We start from the raw sequence: 16,673 nt of genomic DNA on the forward strand, positions 1-16,673 counted from the left end.
CGGGTCACTCCCCCTCGACGAACGCGGCGTCGCTGAGGCGCACGACGCCGTCGGCGTATGTGGATACCCCGGCGACCTCGTTCGTCAGCGCGGTCAGGCTTCGGGTGCGGTACAGGTAGATCAGCGGCTCGTCCTCTTGCACCTGGGTCACGACCTCGCCGTACAGCGCGGCACGCTCGTCGACGTCGATCGAGGCGGCGGCGTCGGCCAGCAGCTCGTCGACCCGCGCGTCGCTGTAGCCCGAGTAGTTGTTGCCACCACCCGTCCGCAAGAAGTTGACCATGTTGCCGTTCGGGTCGACGCGGCCCGACCAGCCGAGCTGCAGCGCGTCGAAGTCGCCACGCGACTGCACGTCGAGCAGCGTCGAGTACTCGACCGGCGTGATCGACAGCCGGAACCCGCCGTCGGCCACCTGCGCCTGCAACGCCTGCGCGAGGCGCAGCGTGTCGGCGTTGTTGCTGACCTGCATCTCGATCTCGTACGGCGTGGTCACGCCCGCCTCGGCGAGGAGGCGCTTCGCACCCCCGGGGTCGTAGCCCGGGCAGTCGTCGCTGGCGGCCGTGGCGAACGGACTGGTCGGCGGGATCGGGGAGCAGGCGGTGTCGTTCCAGCCCCCGAACACGCTCTGCACGAGCGAGTCGCGGTCGATCGACATGGCCAGCGCCTGGCGGACGCGCACGTCGCTCGCCAACGGGGTGTCGATCTGCACGGGGTCGGTGCCGACGCCGTCCTGGTTGCCGATGTTGACGGTCAGGCCCTGGTAGCCGAACGAGCCGACCTGCAGCACCGTGAGGCCGTCGTCGGCCATCAGGGCGTCGACGTCCATGGTCGACATCGAGTCGGCCACCTGCACGTCGCCGGCCCGGACGTTAGCCGCCCGGATGCTCGCGTCGGTGATGATGCGGTACGTGATCGTGTCGAGGTGCACGTCGGCGGCGTCGTAGTAGAGCGGGTCGCGCTCGACCGTGATCGAGGTCTGCGGCACCCGGTCGACGAACTTGAACGGCCCGACGCAGACCGGGGCGTCACCGAAGTCGTCACCCTCGGCCTCGAGCGCGGTCGGCGACATGATCATGCCCGCCCGGTCGGCGAGCGCCGCGGTCAGCGGAGCGAAGGGACGCTCGTACGTCAGCCGCACGGTGTCGTCGTCGAGGGCCTCGACGCCGGTCACCGGGCCGAGCTCGCTGGCCCGCGACGAGTCCGGCTTGTCGAGGTGCCGACGCAGGGTCGTGACGACGGCCTCGGCGTCGAACGGGGTGCCGTCGGCGAAGACGGCGTCAGTGCGGAGCGGGATGTCGACCGTGAGCCCACCGTCCGACAGGGTCGGCAGCTCGGTCGCCAGGAACGGCACGAGGTCGCCCTCGGCGTCGATGTCGTAGAGCTTCTGGCACATCGTCTCCATCACGTACCGCGTGTACAGCGACGACGACGTGGTGGGGTCGAGGGCGTCCGGCTCGGCCGAGAGCGCCATGACGAGGTCGCCGCCCTCGACGATCGTCTTGTCGCCGATCGGAGCGGTCGTGACGTCCTCCTTGACCGGCGGGTTCGTGCCGGCCGGCTGCTGCGGGACGCAGGCCGTCAGGGCGAGCGTCGCCGCGGCGGCCAGGGCCGCCAGCGCGAGGGTCCGACGGCAGCGGGTCGTGCTCGCAGCGCGGGTTGTGCTCGCAGCGCGGGACGCGCTCGCGGCACCCGCGGTGCGGGTCGGGCGGGGTGGGCGGGCCATCTGGCCTCCGATGCTCGGGCGGTATCGGTCTCTGCGACGCGGATTGAATACAATCGCGCCGCACGCCCCAGTTTTGTATACGAATTGTTTCGCGCGGGTAAAACGTCTGCCGTGCGGCCCCCGGCCCCGCCCTCGCTCCCGTCAGCGCACCGCCACCTGAACGTCGCACCGCCGAATGTGGCGGTGCGACGTTCACCTGGCGGTGCGAAGAGGAAGTCCGACTCGCACGAGTTCGGCCTCGAGCAGCTCGGGGCGCACCAGCTCGTTCCAGACGGCGCGTCCGAAGCCCCTGACCTCCGGGCGACCACGGATGCGATCCTCACGGATCTTCTCGTCCACGACGACCTGTTCGGGCGCCCGTCCGCCGCGCCACCAGGCCTTCGTGTACTTGGACAGCCCGTCGAACTCGAGGACGATGCCGAACTCGGGCCACCAGAAGTCGACGATGTCGCGGCCCCCGGCCCAGGGAAAGGCTCGCTGCAGCACCGGTGCCGGCGCCCCGAGGCGATCGAGCAGCACTCGGCACCACGACTCGCCGGCCGACTCGGCCCCCTCGTGGGCGAAAGCCAGCGCTCGCCGGGCTCCTGCGCGACCGCGGGCGGTCGGACGGGCGTCGAGGACGGTCTGCAGTTCGGCCCGCGACGCGGTGCCCTGATGGAGCACCCCGTCGAAGGCCACGACGCCGTCGCGGAAGGACGAGGCGAGAGCGAGGTCGACGGCCGTGCGTGCCGGCGAGGTGACTCGCAGGGAGTCCACCACCCGGACGTCGGCGGAGTCGAGGGGCCCTGGGTGGCGGACGACACCGGGCGAGGTCTGGGTCGAACGCCGGAGGGGGTCGATGACGTGGACCTTGTCGGGCCACGTTCCGATGGCCGGCACGTCGAGGACGGCAGCTGCGGACAGGTGCGACACCACGACCCGCCCGTCCAGTCGTCCGAGCGCGGCTCGGGTCCGCAGCACGTGCTGAGGGCGGGGGCTCAGCGCACGCCACGCGCGAGCCTCGACGTAGGTGCCGAGGGCGAGAGCGACGTACTCGCCACGTCGAGCGCGTCGCCGCAGCGCCGCTGCCTCGCGACTGTGCGTCCCGACGGAGTCCACGCGGAAAAGAGGAGGAAGGGGCACGACGATCGGTTCGCTCACCCCGGCACTGTGCCCTAGATCACGTCCGTGCCTCGAAAGTTGTCCACAGGCCACCTGTCGCACCGCCACATGAACATCGCACCGCCACATTCGGCGGTGCGATGTTCACATGACGGTGCGATGAGGGGCGGGGCGGGCCGCCCGCGGGGGCTACTTGATGGCGGCGCGGATCTCGGCGGCGGCACCGGCGACGTCGTCGGCCGAGTAGATCGCGGCACCGGCGACGGCGACGTCGGCTCCGGCGTCCTGCACCGAACCGACCGTGGCGGCCTTCACGCCACCGGCGACCGAGAACGGCACGCCCGACGCCTTGCCGGCCTCGAGCAGCTTCTCGAACGTGAAGCCTTCTTCGGCCTGCTCGTCGAGGCCGGCGTGCATCTCGACGAACTCGGCACCGAGCGCGACGACCTCCTTGGCGCGGGCGGCCTTGTCGCCGACGCCGATCAGGTCGACGACGATGCCCTTGCCGTGGGCCTTGGCGGCCTTGACGGCACCGGCGATGGTGCTGTCACCGGCGACGCCGAGCACGGTCACCAGGTCGGCGCCGGCCTTGAAGGCCTCGCCGGCCTCGAGCTCGCCGGCGTCCATCGTCTTGAGGTCGGCGAACACGATCTTGTCGGGGTGGGCCTCTTTGATCGCGGTGATGGCACGGAAGCCCTCGGCCTTGATCAGGGGGGTGCCGAGCTCGATGATGTCGACGCTCGGTGCGGCGGCGGCCGCCAGCTCGAGGGCGGCGTCGGTGGTCAGGGTGTCCATGGCGAACTGGAGCTTCATGTCGTTCTTCTCTCTGTGGATCGGATGGTCGGGTCGGAAGGGTCAGGAGGCGCGGTGCCCGTCAGGAGGCGCGGTGCGGCTACTCGAGGTTCGCGTGCCGCGGCCACAGCTCGTCGGCGTCGGCGCCCGAGCGCTTCCACAGGGCGTGGAAGACGGCGTCGCCGAGCAGCACGACGGTCTGCTCGAACAGCCCGCCGGCGTACTGCGCGGACGCGGTGCCCGAACGGTCCTGCTTGTCGGCGGCCGGGACGACGAGCACGGCCTCGGCCAGGTCGGCGAGCGGCGAGTCGGCGGCGGTGGTGATCGCGGCCACGCGGGCCCCGGCGTCGACGGCCGTGCGGGCCGCCGCGACGATGCCGGACGTGGTGCCCGAACCGCTCGCGGTGAGCAGCACGTCGCCCTCCGCGATGGCGGGCGTCGTCACCTCGCCGACGACGTGCACCTCGAGGCCGAGGTGCATCAGCCGCATGGCCGTCATGCGCAGGGCGAGGCCCGAACGGCCGGCCCCGTGGACGAAGACCCGCTCGGCGTCGTCGACCAGGTCGGCGAACGCGTCGAGCTGGCCCGAGGTGTCGTCGTCGCCCGCGTCGGCGTCGAGCACCGCCGAGACGGCGGCGTCCACCTCGTCGGCCACGAGCTCGAGGGCGGTGGCGACGGAGCCCTGGTCGTCGGGGGACGTGCTGTCTGTGGGAGTCACGGGTACCACCCTGCTCGCACCGCGCCTCCTGACGTCCAGGTTCGAGCCCGACGCCCGCGGCCGGCCTGCGACCAGAAGGGGGGCCACCGCGCACCCGCACTGGGGGCAGCCCGACGTGGGCCCGCTGCCTAGCCTGGATCAGGGGGACGAGACACCGCGAGACACCCGAGGAGCACCACGTGACCAGGACGGTCGACACACCCGCGCACCCGACGCGAAGCTACGAACGGCTGAGGCCGGCCATGCGCCTGTTCTACCTGTGGACGCTCTCGCGCTCGCGCCACGTGCCCTCGCCCCGCGGGCGCCCGACCTACCGCGCGGACTCCCCCGACCCCGACACCGTGCTGCTGATCGGCACCGGCCCGACCCACGGCTTCGGCGTGACCAGCCACGAACAGGCGCTCACAGGCCAGATCGCCAAGGAGACCTCGAAGGAGACCGGGCGCGCGTGCTCGGTCGACTACATCGGCGACGAGATGATGAACGCCGGGTCGGCCCGCTCGTGGATCGGCGACCACGACCTCAGCCTTTACGACACGGTCGTCGTGATGCTCGGACTCAACGACGCCGTCATGCTGACCCCGCTCGACTCCTGGCAGCGCGACGTCTCGGCGCTCGTCACCGACCTGACCCGCCGGGTGCACCCCACCGCCCGCATCGTGCTGGTCGGGGTGCAGCCCGTGCGCTCGGTGACCCGGTTCGACAACGCGTTCGGCTCGGTCGCCGACCGGCACGCCGCCCGCATGAACGAGATCACCGAACGGATCGCCTCGGCGCACCCGTCGACCTCGTACTTCCGCCTGCCCGCGGGCGAGCTGCAGCCGGGCCGCCCACACGGCTGCGAGACGATGTACCGGCAGTGGGGCGCCGTGGTCGCCGACCGGGTCGCCCCGACGCTCGACGTCGTCCGCCGAGGCGAGACGGTCGAGCACATCGGGCGCACCTCGATCGCTCCGGTCGTGCCCGAGCGGGTCGCCGCCCAGCTCGAGGGGGCGCGGCGCCTCGCGGCGTCGGTGGCTTCTCCGGCACCCGCGGTCGCACCCGCGCCGTGGACGGCCGCACCCGCGTCCCCGGCGGTGGCTGCGTCCCCGGCCGCGGCATCGTCTCCGGCCGCGGTCGCGGCCGCGTCCGCGCCGCCGACCGCCGACCCGATCGCGGCCCGACTCGAGCACGCCCGGGCCGAGGTCGCCCGGCTCGAGCAGGCCCGGGCCGAGGCGGACCGTGCCGCCACCGCGCCGGCCGCACCGCTGACGACGCCCACGCCACCAGCACCCGCCGGCCTGCCCGTGCCTGCCGCCGCGACCCGGGCCACCGCGCCGGCCGCACCGGCGCTCGCGACCGACACCGCGCCTCCTGCGCTCGCGCCCGCCGCCGCGCCTCCTGCGCTCGCGACCGCCGCCCGCCCCCGGCGAGCGCTGCCCGAGCCGACCTTCGAGTGGTCCGGTGCCGAGAAGCTGGTCGAGCTCGCGAGCACCGGCGGCTCGGACACGCTGCAGGACCTGGCCCGCCGTGCCGAGAAGGAGTTCGGCGTCGACGTCGCGGTCGTCTCGCTGCTCGACGGCAAGAAGCTGTACTACGCCGTCAACACCGAGCTGCTGCCGGTGTCGATCCCGCGCGAGCTGACCTTCTGTGACGTGACCGTGGCGGCCGACGCCCCCGTCATCGTCGAGGACGCCCGCAAGGACGACCGCTTCAAGGACAACCCCTACCTCGACCTCAACCACGGCTACTTCTACGCCGGCCACCCGATCCACTCGTCGTCGGGCGAGGCCATCGGCACGTTCTGCCTGCACAACACGCGGCCCCGCAAGGCCAAGAGCGTGTCGAGCGAGAAGCTGGCCGAGTTCGCCCGGCTCGCCGAGCTCGAGCTGCAGAGCTACGAGACGGCCGAGGGCGGACACGACCTGCCGACGATGTACGAGACCCGGGAGGCGGCGGTCGCGGCGGCCCTGTCGGGTCGCGCCCCACAGGTGGCCGCGCTGGCCCAGAGCGTCGCCGACGCCGCGGACGCGGTCGCGCCGGGCGTCGCGCCCGTCGCTGCACCGAACGTCGCGCCCGCGGCCCCCGCCGCACCCGCCCCCGCCGCACCCGCGCCCGCTCCCGCACTCGCAGCACCCGCCCCCGCGCGGGTCGGCCGCCACGCCGCACCCTGACGCAGGCCCCCGGCGAGGTCGCACCACCTCCGCGTCGTCGAACCACCCCCGAGCGTGGTGCGACGACGCGACGGTGGTGCGACCTCACGCCCCCGAGGCCGCCTGGGCCGCCTGGGCCGCCTGGGCCGTCGAGCCGCCCTTCCGCTGCTTCAGCCAGAGCACGAGCATGAAGCTGAAGATCACGAGCACCATCCACGAGCCGATCTTGCTCGGGTGCACGAGGCTCCAGCCGTCGGCCTGCGAGGCGTAGGTCCAGGCCCCGAGCAGGGTCGCGACGTTCTCGGCGACCCAGATGAACAGGCCGATCAGGGCGAACGACACGAGCAGCGGCATGCGGCGGTCGACGCCCCGCACGCGGAAGGTCACCGACCGCCGGGCGATCAGCAGCGCGGCGACGCCGAGCAGCACCCAGCGCAGGTCGGTGATCCGGTGGTTGGTGAAGAAGTTGACGTAGAACCCGACCGCGACGGCCATGGTCGCCACCATCGGCACCGGGTCGACGCGCAGGTCGAGCCGGCGCCACGCCTGGCAGATGTAGCTCGCGACCGCCGCGTACATGAAGCCGCTGTAGAGCGGCACGTCGCCCAGGCGCAGGACCCCCGGCTCGGGGTACGACCACGACCCGACGGCGACCTTGAACACCTCGAGTCCGAGCCCGAGGACGTGGAACACGCCGATGACGAGCAGCTCGTCGGGGGTCTCGAGCCGCGTCGCGACGAGGACCACCTGCACGAGCACGCACCAGATCAGCAGGGCGTCGTAACGCGGGACGCCCACGTCGACCACGCGGGTGACGGCGAGCCCGGCGAAGATCGCGACCGCGAACGCGCACGAGAGGGCCTGGGCGCGGCCGAAGGCCAGCAGGTCGAGCAGGCCCTCGCGCGTGCGGGCCACGCGACCCAGGCGGTGACGCGGGACGATCTCGACGGCGGACACCGTGCCTCCTCGGTTCGTCGTCGATGCGGGCCGGGTGGGCGCACCGTCGCCCCGACGGGTGCGACCCCGTCCACGCTACGAACCTCGAGGAGGCGCGGCGTCCGTCCCGAGGACCACGCGCCTCCCCCGCGGGTCGCGACCGCGACCGGACCGTCGACGCCCGCCGCGACGGGCGACGGGCGTCGACCTCGCGCGACGAACGGCGGCTCGTCGACGACGGCGCCCCCGCGGACGCGCGAGAGCCCCCTCGCCGTGGGGCAAGGGGGCTCTCGTGGGGTGCTCGTCGGCGTCCCGCGCTGCGGGTCGCTGGTACGCACCGTCGACGGGCCGGGCGTCAGCCCGTCCGAAGTCGTGCACCGGGCCGGGGCCTGGGGGGGGTCAGATCTGGTCGTCGTCGACCAGGCCCGCCACGAAGGGGTACCGGTCGGCCACGTACTCGTGGAGGTCGGGGTGGACGAGGGTGTCGAGCGAGGGAAGCGAGGGGGTCATGGTCGGGCCGTTCAGTCGAGGTCGTCGGTGTCGTCGAGGGCGGTGTCGAAGTACGACACGTGGTCGCCGACCTGGTCGGCGAGGATGCGCTGCGCGAAGGTCATCGAGCCTGCCTCAGGCCGACATCGCGTGGACCGGAGCGGCCACGAGGAAGTCGGCGTAGGTGGGCTCGTCGACCGGCGTGACGGCCGAGACGGCGGTGGCGACGGGCGCCGCCAGCGCGACGGCGGCGGCACGGGCGCGGCGACGACGCGGGTACGTCTCGATGCGCGCCGCCGGGACGCGAGGGTCGCGACGGTAGTGGCCCGAGTCGACCCGACCGGTGCTGACGCGGGTCGCCGTGGGGCGAGCCGAACCGACCGTGCCGCGGACGAGGGAGACGAGCTGCTCGTGGCCGAGGCCCTGGAGCGAGGCGCTGCTGATGTTCATGTTCTTCTCATTTCTGATGACCCTGCGTCATCTGAGGAACCTGCTGGAACTGCGGGGACCGCCCGTGAAGTCGGTGCCCGTACCGCCGTGAACCGGTACGTCGACAACTCTGACAGGTGAGTAGCTAGATGATCTAGCCAGATCGGCAAGAGTGCGCATTGCGGACATGCCTGATCGGCGAGGGCCCTGATCTGTGTTCTTCTTCGTTTTTCTGGTTTTGTCTTGTTTTCGGGTCGGAAGAGCCGTACAGTCGGCGCAACGACGGCGAGAGACACAGTCGGACGGACATCAGCAGCACGACATCAGCAGCACGGCGAGACGACGAGGAGGTCGCATGTACGCCACCGAACGCCACGAGTCGATCGCCGAGGCCCTGCGCTCCGCCGGCCGCGTGTCGGTCAGCGACCTCGCCCTCCGTCTCGACGTCACGGCCGAGACCGTCCGCCGCGACCTCGACGCCCTCGAGCAGTCCGGGCTGCTGCAGCGCGTGCACGGCGGCGCCGTCGTCGCGGGCCGCTCGAGCGTCACCGAGCTCAGCCTCAGCGAGCGCGAGACCCGGCACAGCCCCGAGAAGACCTCGGTCGCCCGGGCTGCCGCCCACCTCGTGCCCCCGACGTTCACGGGCTCGATCGCCCTCGACGCCGGCACGACGACGGCCGCCGTCGCCGCCGAGCTCGCCCGGTGGACGCCCGCGACCCCCGGCACCGTGCTCACCGTCATCACGAACGCCGTGCCCATCGCGGCGCTGCTGCAGCACAGCCCGCACGTCGACCTGCACCTGCTCGGCGGCCGGGTCCGCGGCCTCACGAGCGCGGCCGTCGGCACCAGCACGGTGGAGCAGATCCAGGCGCTCCGCCCCGACATCGTCTTCGTCGGTGCCAACGGCCTCAGCGCCGGCTTCGGCCTCTCGACCCCCGACGAGTTCGAGGGCGCCGTCAAGTCGGCCTACGTGCGGGCCGGCCGCCGCGTCGTCGCCGTCGTCGACCAGACGAAACACGGCGAGGAGGCGCTGGTGCGGTTCGCGCGCCTGACCGAGGTCGACACCGTGGTCACCGACGCGACCCCCGCCCCCGACCTGGCCGACGCCCTCGAGCTCGCCGACGTCGAGGTGATCGTCGCGTGACCGCCGACGCCCCCACGCCCCGCCCCCTCGTGACCTCGCACGACCCCGTTCCGCCGCCAGGAGGCGCCCGCATGATCCTCACCGTCACCGCGAACCCGTCGCTCGACCGCACGATCGAGCTGCCGGGCGCCCTGCAGCGCGGCTCGGTGCAGCGCTCGGTGAGCACCACGGACGAGCCCGGCGGCAAGGGCGTCAACGTCTCGCGGGCCCTCGCCGCGTCCGGGGCCGAGACCGTGGCCCTGCTGCCCGGCGCCCTCGACGACCCGGTCCTCGCCGCCCTGCGCGAGCGCGGCGTGCCGACCGTCAACCTGCCGATCGCCCAGCGCCTCCGGGCCAACGTCACGCTGACCGAGCCCGACGGCACGACCACGAAGATCAACGAGCTCGGCCCCGACCTCGGCGCCCACGTCGACGAGCTGACGGCCCTCGTCGTCGAGCACGCGGCACTCGCCTCGTGGCTGGTGCTCGCGGGGTCGCTGCCGCCCGGCCTGCCGACGACCTGGCTGGCCGACGTCGTCCGAGCCGTGCGCGCCTCCTGCGGTGACGCCGCCCCGCGCGTCGCGGTCGACTCGTCGGGCGAGCCGTTCGCCGCGCTGATCGCCTCAGGCGTCGGCGTCGACCTGGTCAAGCCCAACGCCGACGAGCTCGCCGAGATCGTCGGCGGCGACCCCGAGGCGTACGAGGCCGACCCGGCCTCGGCCGTCGCCGGAGCCCGACGCCTGCGCGAGCTGGGCGTCGAGACCGTGCTGCTCACCCTCGGCAGCGCGGGCGCCCTGTTGATCGACGACGAGGGGTCGTGGTTCGCCGCCGCCCCCGTCATCACCGCCCTGAGCACGGTGGGCGCCGGCGACTCGTCGCTGTCGGGCTACCTGCTCGCCGAGACGGCCGGAGCCCCCGCCCCGGCCCGCCTCGCCCAGGCCGTCGCGTCCGGGGCTGCCGCCGCGGCCCTGCCCGGCAGCATCGTCCCCCGCCTCGACCAGACCTTCCCTGACGACATCGACGTCGTCCCGGTGGCCCCCGCGGCCGTCGGGCACCTCTGAGCAGCGTCGCCCAACCCCAAGGAGCAGAACAGCATGTCATCCCTCATCAGCACCGACCTCGTCGGTCTCGACGAAGACCTGGGCGGCACGTCGACCGACGTCATCCGCGCCCTGGCCGCGCGCGTCGCGGCCTCGGGCCGCGCCGGCTCGGCCGACTCGCTCGCCGACGACGCCATCAAGCGTGAGGCGTCGGTCGGCACCGGCGTCCCCGGCGGCATCGCGATCCCCCACGCCCGGTCGGCCTCGGTCACCGAGCCGACGCTCGCCTTCTCGCGCCTCGCCCGGACGGTCGGCTTCGGCGCCCCCGACGGCGACGCCGACATCGTCTTCATGATCGCGGTGCCCGAGGGCGCCGACGGCGACCACATGACGGTGCTCTCCACCCTCGCCCGGGCGCTCATCCGCGACGACTTCACCGCCGCGCTGCGTGCCGCGAAGACGCCCGCCGACATCGTGCAGCTCGTCGACGACGAGGTCAGCGGCGAGGTCGCCGAGACGCGCGGCGCCACCGCGACCTCCGCGGCCGGCGCGACCGGCGCCTCCTCGTCCGACGGCGGCACCCGCCGCCCGAAGCTCGTCGGCGTGACCGCCTGCCCCACCGGCATCGCCCACACCTTCATGGCCGCCGACGCCCTCGTCGCCGCGGCCAAGCGCCTCGGCGCCGACCTGCAGATCGAGACGCAGGGCTCGTCGAAGGTCACCCCGCTCGACCCCGCCGTCATCGCCGAGGCCGACGCCGTCATCTTCGCCGTCGACGTCGACGTGCGCGACCAGGGCCGGTTCGCCGGCAAGCCCGTCGTGCGTGGCCCCGTCAAGCGCGGCGTCGACGCCCCCGACGCCATGGTGAAAGAGGCCCTGGCCGCCGCCACCGACCCGCGGGCGACCCGGGTCAGCGGCTCGACCGCGTCGGGCCCGGCCATGGCGCAGGGACGACAGGGCTTCGGCTCGTCGCTCAAACGCTGGCTGCTGACCGGCGTGTCGTACATGATCCCGTTCGTCGCCGGTGGCGGCCTGCTGATCGCCCTGGGCTTCTTGCTCTCGGGCTTCGGCATCGCCCTGACGGCCGACGGCAACACCGTCAACAACGCCGTCTTCACGCTGCAGAACTTCTCGCTGCTGAACCTGCCGCCCGAGGGCCTCGGCTACTACCTGGGCGCCGCGGCGTTCCAGATCGGTGGGGCCTCGATGGGCTTCCTCGTCGCCGCCCTGGCCGGTTACATCGCGTACGCCATCGCCGACCGACCGGGCATCGCGCCCGGCTTCGTCGCCGGTGCGATCGCCGTGTTCATGAACGCCGGGTTCCTCGGCGGTCTGGTCGGCGGCCTGCTGGCCGGTGCGGCCGCGTACTTCATCGGCACCTGGAACGTCCCCCGCTTCGTGCGCGGCCTCATGCCGGTGGTGATCATCCCGCTGCTCGCGTCGATCTTCGCCTCTGGCCTGCTGCTGCTCGTGCTCGGTGGGCCGATCGCGGCCCTGATGGCCGCGCTCACCGACTTCCTCAACGGCCTGAGCGGCACGGGAGCCGTGCTGCTCGGCGTGATCCTCGGCCTGATGATGTGCTTCGACCTCGGTGGCCCGGTCAACAAGGTGGCCTACGCCTTCGCCGTGGCCGGGCTGTCGGCCGGTTCGATCGACAACCCCGCGCCGTGGATGATCATGGCCGCCGTGATGGGCGCCGGCATGGTGCCGCCGCTCGCCATGGCCCTCGCCTCGACCGTGCTGTACCGCAAGGGCTTCACCCAGGTCGAGCGCACCAACGGCGGCGCGGCCTGGCTGCTCGGCGCCTCGTTCATCTCGGAGGGCGCGATCCCCTTCGCCGCCGCCGACCCGCTGCGCGTGATCCCGGCGAGCATGGTCGGAGGCGCGGTGACCGGAGCCATCTCGATGGCCGCCGGCGTCACGTCGCAGGCCCCGCACGGTGGCGTGTTCGTCTTCTTCGCCATCGGCAACTTCGGCATGTGGGTCGTCGCGATCCTCGCCGGCACGGTGGTCAGCGCGCTCGTGCTGGTCGCGCTGAAGAAGTTCGTCCGTCGCTCGGACGTCGCGACCGAGGTCGCGGCCGAGGACGCCGAGATCGGCTCGCTCAGCGGAACCCGCACGCCGGCCGTCGCGTAGCACCGAGGCGACCACACGAGGAGGCGCGCTCCGGGGAGACCCGGAGCGCGCCTCCCCGTCGTCACCGGACCGCGAGCGGACGGCCGCGTCCTCTACCCTGGCGTGAGCAACCGATTGGACCCCACGCCGTGACCGACATGAGCCTGAGGCTCCCCACCACCCATTTCCGTGCCGTGTTCGACCTGGGCCAACGCCCGGCCGCGCAGACGCCGCTGCCGACCGCGCTCGGCAAGCCGAACCTCTACGCCGAGTACGACGACGACGACCTGATCACGGCGCTCTACGTCGGCTACGAGACCGGGCAGGTGCACCTCGAGACGACGCCGTCGGGCGACGTCGAGCACCATTTCCACCTCGCGAACGGCGACGACAGCGACCTCAGCCCGTTCGGCGTCGCCGACACGCGCGTGCTGGTCGAGTGGTCGACCCGGTTGATCGTCGACCTGCACCGCCGCATGCCCGACCTGCTCGACGAGGTCGACGAGGCCGCCGCCTGGCACGACGCCGGCTTCGACCTCTACGTCTGCGAGGTCGAAGAGGCACGCAAGCTCGACCTGGTCGAGGTCGACATCGAGGGCGAGCTGCTGACCCTGCCCTGGCTCGGCTCGGGCGCCGTCGAACACGACCACATCGAGGGCGACGACCACCCGATCGCCCTGACCTGGACGCCGCAGGGCGCGTCCGACGGCGTGGCGATCGCCGAGGCCTGGCTCGACCCGCGCACCGACCAGCCCGTCACGAAGGCCCTGCCGGGCGTCGACTGGGACGCCGTCGGCTGGGGCCGCGACGAGGTGCTGCCCTGGCTCGAGGCGATCTACATGAACCACCACGTGCTGCCCGACGCGGCCGGCACCATCTTGACCGGCGTGCTCGAACGGCTGGGCGGCATCGACGGCACCGACTAGGTCAGGCGGGTCGCGTCCACACCGCGTTTCGTGCACGACGCCCGGTCTCGACGCGGTGCAGTGCACGAATCGCGGTGCGACAACGGCCTCGAGGCGAGCCGGGAGGCGTCAGGGCGTGCGAGGGCCGCCGAGGGTGTCGCTCGGTCGCTCGCCGAACTCGCGGGCGTACCGCTCCGAGAAGCGGCCGAGGTGGGCGAAGCCCCAGCGGCGGGCGACCGCGCCGACCGTCTCACCGGGACGCCCGTCGAGGGCGGCGAGCTCGTCGTGGGCCCGCTGCAGCCGCACGCCCCGCAGGTGCGCCGTGGGCGTGTGGCCGAGTTGCTGCTGGAACGTGCTCTGCAGCACGCGGGCGCTGACGCCGATCGCCTCGGCGACGTCGACCGCGCTGATCGGCCGGTCGGCGTGGGCCTCGATGTACTGGACGGCGGCGTCGAGCCGGAAGCGCCGGGCGACAAGCGCCGGGCTGACGCCGGGGCCCGCTGCCGCACCCGCGCCTCCTGAGCCGCCGGCGGGTTCGGCGAAGACGTCGAGCAGGGTGTCGGCCGCGACCGCCGTGGCGTCGGCCACCGCGAGGGCGGTCGCGGTGCCCGAGCCGAGCAGCACCTCGGCGAGCGTCGCGGTCGCCTTCCGCCACGCCGTGCGCTGGTCGCCGCCGAGGGCGCGGTCGTGTCGCAGCCTGATCGGTGTCGGCTCGCGCCCGTCGCGGACCGACGCGTACCAGGCGAGCCAGCGCCGGTCGAGGTGCAGGAGGTTCAGGCGGTAGGCGTCGTAGTCGAAGGTGAACTCGCGGTCGGACGGGAACGCGAAGGGCTCGCCGCTGCGCACGCCGACCTCGGCGCGACCGACGTCCACGACTCCCCCGCCGGTCGAGAACCAGGCGGCGACGTAGTCGTCGGGCGGGCGGACGGTGCCCCGCAGGGACGCGCCGAACCGGCAGCTCACGAGCGAGACGGGTCCGGACCCGACGGCCACGTGCTGCCACGAGAAGTCGTCACCCGGTCGACCGGGTGCGAGGTCGCGCCCCTCGTAGCCCAGCTCGAACGCCCGCACCGCGGCCTCGGGCCGGACGCCTCCCACCCGGAACCCGGCGGGAGGCGCGGCGTCGGCGGTCATGCCGCCATCGTCGCGTGGGGCGGCGCGCCCGTCCAGTCCGGTTCGCATCGGGGCCAGCGGTGGCGGGGTGCGGCCCGGGCGGCCCGAGCCGCGGGGGCGGCCCGAGCCGCGGGGGCCGTGCGGCCGGCGGAGGGGGCGGGGCCGCGGGGGCCGCGCGACGCTGCCAGGATGGCGGGATGAGCGACTCGCCCGCACCGCGCCTCCTGACGCTGTTGGTCCTCGACGTCACCGACGAGGCCCGCGACGACCCCGCGTTCGAGCGCGAGCTCCACGACCTGTCGACCTCGGTCGTCGCCGCGGCCGAGCAGGTCGGGTTCGCGGTGCGGCGGGTGCCGGCGAACCGGCTGGGCGACGTGCGCGCCGCCCTGGCCGACGCCGACGCCGTGCTCGTCACCGGCGGCGAAGACGTCGACCCGAGCCACTACGGCGGCCCCGCCGACTACCCCGGCCGCGGCCAGACCTTCGCCGAGGCCGACCGGGTGCAGTTCGACGTCGTGCGCGGGTCCGTGGAGGCGCGGCTGCCGCTGGTCGGCATCTGTCGCGGCATGCAGGTCGTCGACGTCGCGCTCGGCGGCGACCTCGTTCAGCACCTCGAGCACCCCGGCCACGTGAACCCCGACGACGTCTCGGACAGCATGGTCGACCACCCGGTGCGCCTCGCCGACGGCAGCACGCTCGCGACGATGCTCGGCACGACGTCGCTGGTCGTCCGCAGCTCGCACCACCAGGCGGTCGGCCGGCTCGGCGACGGGCTGCGGGCCGTGGCCTGGGCCGACGACGGCACGGTCGAGGCCGTCGAGCACGACTCGGCGCCGGTGTGGTGCGTCCAGTGGCACCCGGAGGACCGCCTCGCGACGGGCACGGTGCTGACCGACCTGCTCGTCGCCGTGCGCGACGCCGCGCTCGTGCGCTGAGGGTACGCTTGATCGGCTAACCATGGCTAAGGTGGGTTGATGACCACGGTTGCCGCATCTTCTTGGCCGCAGGTCGGGTACGAGAGCCACCCGTGGGACGACGACGAGAACGCCCCGCTCTCACGAAGGGCGCGCCTGCGATCTCGGGGGCCGTACCAGGCGGCCGTGACACCGGCGATCGCCGGGGTGACCGCGCCGAGGCTGCCGGACGACCTCGTGGTCGACTGCGAGGACGCCGTCGCCGAGCTCGCCCGGTTCGACACCGAGGTGGGGGCCTTCACCGCCCCCTTCGCGGCGATCCTGCTGCGGAGCGAGTCCGCGTCGAGCTCCGAGATCGAGAACCTCACCGCCCTGCCCCGCGGCATCGCCCTCGCGGCCCTGGGGCGCAAGGCCGGGACGAACGCTCGACTCGTCATCGCCAACGCCCGCGCGACGGAGGCCGCCGTCGCCCTCGCGGACGACCTCGACGACGCCGCCGTGATCGCGATGCACGAGGCGCTCCTCGGCGACGAGCAACCGCACCACACGGGCTGCTGGCGCGATCAGCAGGTGTTGATCGGCGGCTCGGGAACCAGCCCGCACACGGCCGACTTCGTGCCACCCCACGCCGAGCGGGTGCCCGCGGCCATGGGCGACCTGCTCGCGTTCACCCGCCGTGACGACCTGCCCGCGCTCGTGCACGTCGCCCTGACCCATGCGCAGTTCGAGACCATCCATCCCTTCCCCGACGGCAACGGCCGGACGGGGCGAGCGATCGTCCACTCGATGCTGCGTCGGCTGGGCGTCATGCGTCAGGTGACGGTGCCGGTCTCGGCCGGTCTGCTGCGGGACGCCTCGGGGTACTTCGACGCGCTCGGGGCCTACCGCGACGGCGACGTCGAACCGATCGTGCGCGCCTTCACCCGGGCCACGGGCGAGGCGGTCGACAACGGTCGCTCGCTCGTGACCGACCTCACCCGGCTGCGCGTGCAGTGGGACGACCTCACGACCGCCCGAGCGGGGTCGGTCGGGCGACGACTGCTCGACGTGCTGCAGCGCCAGCCCCTCGTGGACGTGCCGTCGGTCGCCCGCGAGCTCGGCGTCGCGACCAACAACGCCCGGGCCGGCATCGAGCGGCTGGTC

General features: G+C 73.3%; 14 protein-coding genes. 7 read left to right on the top strand and 7 right to left on the bottom strand.

All coding sequences use genetic code 11. The annotated features are described in order from the left end of the window. Positions 1-4: 4 nt before the first annotated feature. The 4 genes from ITJ55_RS06485 to hxlB form a co-directional block, all read right to left on the bottom strand. A complete protein-coding gene (locus ITJ55_RS06485) occupies positions 5-1,723 on the bottom strand; it encodes an ABC transporter substrate-binding protein (protein ID WP_194594565.1) in 1,719 nt (572 codons plus the stop codon). Between the two features lie 192 nt (positions 1,724-1,915). Further along, positions 1,916-2,863, bottom strand: a complete 948-nt coding sequence (locus ITJ55_RS06490) for a hypothetical protein (RefSeq protein ID WP_194594566.1) — start codon at positions 2,861-2,863, stop codon at positions 1,916-1,918. Between the two features lie 150 nt (positions 2,864-3,013). Continuing rightward, positions 3,014-3,637, bottom strand: a complete 624-nt coding sequence (gene hxlA, locus ITJ55_RS06495) for a 3-hexulose-6-phosphate synthase (RefSeq protein ID WP_043597635.1) — start codon at positions 3,635-3,637, stop codon at positions 3,014-3,016. Between the two features lie 79 nt (positions 3,638-3,716). Beyond that, positions 3,717-4,334 carry a 6-phospho-3-hexuloisomerase gene (hxlB, locus tag ITJ55_RS06500; protein WP_370544049.1) on the bottom strand — a complete coding sequence of 206 codons (618 nt, stop codon included), beginning with the start codon at positions 4,332-4,334 and terminating at the stop codon, positions 3,717-3,719. A 179-nt stretch (positions 4,335-4,513) separates the two neighbouring features. Between hxlB and ITJ55_RS06505 the strand changes: the two genes are divergently transcribed. Continuing rightward, entirely contained in the window at positions 4,514-6,487 is a 1,974-nt protein-coding gene (locus ITJ55_RS06505; RefSeq protein WP_194594567.1) for a GAF domain-containing protein, read from the top strand. 84 nt (positions 6,488-6,571) lie between these two features. On the opposite strand, the gene ITJ55_RS06510 is transcribed toward ITJ55_RS06505, so the two are convergent. Next, a complete protein-coding gene (locus ITJ55_RS06510) occupies positions 6,572-7,423 on the bottom strand; it encodes a DUF817 domain-containing protein (RefSeq protein ID WP_370544050.1) in 852 nt (283 codons plus the stop codon). Positions 7,424-8,026: 603 nt separating this feature from the next. Then, the gene (locus ITJ55_RS06515; RefSeq protein WP_194594568.1) at positions 8,027-8,341 is read right to left on the bottom strand and encodes a hypothetical protein; all 315 of its coding nucleotides are present in this window, start codon (positions 8,339-8,341) and stop codon (positions 8,027-8,029) included. 334 nt (positions 8,342-8,675) lie between these two features. Here ITJ55_RS06515 and ITJ55_RS06520 point away from each other — a divergent pair, with 334 nt between their 5' ends. The 4 genes from ITJ55_RS06520 (at position 8,676) to ITJ55_RS06535 (ending at position 13,524) form a co-directional block, all read left to right on the top strand. Next, complete coding sequence (locus ITJ55_RS06520; RefSeq protein WP_194594569.1) at positions 8,676-9,464, top strand: DeoR/GlpR family DNA-binding transcription regulator; 789 nt, start codon at positions 8,676-8,678, stop codon at positions 9,462-9,464. 71 nt (positions 9,465-9,535) lie between these two features. After that, positions 9,536-10,504, top strand: a complete 969-nt coding sequence (locus tag ITJ55_RS06525) for a 1-phosphofructokinase family hexose kinase (RefSeq protein ID WP_194594781.1) — start codon at positions 9,536-9,538, stop codon at positions 10,502-10,504. A gap of 33 nt (positions 10,505-10,537) precedes the next feature. After that, complete coding sequence (locus ITJ55_RS06530) at positions 10,538-12,619, top strand: fructose-specific PTS transporter subunit EIIC (protein WP_194594570.1); 2,082 nt, start codon at positions 10,538-10,540, stop codon at positions 12,617-12,619. A gap of 128 nt (positions 12,620-12,747) precedes the next feature. Next, on the top strand, positions 12,748-13,524 hold the full coding sequence (locus ITJ55_RS06535) for a hypothetical protein (RefSeq protein ID WP_194594571.1): 777 nt from the start codon (positions 12,748-12,750) through the stop codon (positions 13,522-13,524). 108 nt (positions 13,525-13,632) lie between these two features. On the opposite strand, the gene ITJ55_RS06540 is transcribed toward ITJ55_RS06535, so the two are convergent. Next, positions 13,633-14,637, bottom strand: a complete 1,005-nt coding sequence (locus tag ITJ55_RS06540; protein WP_194594572.1) for a helix-turn-helix transcriptional regulator — start codon at positions 14,635-14,637, stop codon at positions 13,633-13,635. A 176-nt stretch (positions 14,638-14,813) separates the two neighbouring features. Between ITJ55_RS06540 and ITJ55_RS06545 the strand changes: the two genes are divergently transcribed. Further along, on the top strand, positions 14,814-15,551 hold the full coding sequence (locus ITJ55_RS06545) for a gamma-glutamyl-gamma-aminobutyrate hydrolase family protein (RefSeq protein ID WP_194594573.1): 738 nt from the start codon (positions 14,814-14,816) through the stop codon (positions 15,549-15,551). A gap of 39 nt (positions 15,552-15,590) precedes the next feature. Further along, positions 15,591-16,673 (top strand): Fic family protein (locus tag ITJ55_RS06550; RefSeq protein ID WP_194594574.1); only part of this gene is annotated, 1,083 nt, incomplete at its 3' end.

It is taken from the genome of Frigoribacterium sp. VKM Ac-1396, from assembly GCF_015350895.1.
Lineage (GTDB): Bacteria > Actinomycetota > Actinomycetes > Actinomycetales > Microbacteriaceae > Frigoribacterium.

What these genes read in the sequence shown, in the direction of transcription:
- ITJ55_RS06485 (WP_194594565.1), bottom strand. Translation starts at nt 1,723, where the DNA reads ATGGCCCGCCCACCCCGCCCGACCCGCACCGCGGGTGCCGCGAGCGCG.
- hxlA (WP_043597635.1), bottom strand. Translation starts at nt 3,637, where the DNA reads ATGAAGCTCCAGTTCGCCATGGACACCCTGACCACCGACGCCGCCCTC.
- ITJ55_RS06515 (WP_194594568.1), bottom strand. Translation starts at nt 8,341, where the DNA reads ATGAACATCAGCAGCGCCTCGCTCCAGGGCCTCGGCCACGAGCAGCTC.
- ITJ55_RS06520 (WP_194594569.1), top strand. Translation starts at nt 8,676, where the DNA reads ATGTACGCCACCGAACGCCACGAGTCGATCGCCGAGGCCCTGCGCTCC.
- ITJ55_RS06525 (WP_194594781.1), top strand. Translation starts at nt 9,536, where the DNA reads ATGATCCTCACCGTCACCGCGAACCCGTCGCTCGACCGCACGATCGAG.
- ITJ55_RS06530 (WP_194594570.1), top strand. Translation starts at nt 10,538, where the DNA reads ATGTCATCCCTCATCAGCACCGACCTCGTCGGTCTCGACGAAGACCTG.
- ITJ55_RS06540 (WP_194594572.1), bottom strand. Translation starts at nt 14,637, where the DNA reads ATGACCGCCGACGCCGCGCCTCCCGCCGGGTTCCGGGTGGGAGGCGTC.
- ITJ55_RS06545 (WP_194594573.1), top strand. Translation starts at nt 14,814, where the DNA reads ATGAGCGACTCGCCCGCACCGCGCCTCCTGACGCTGTTGGTCCTCGAC.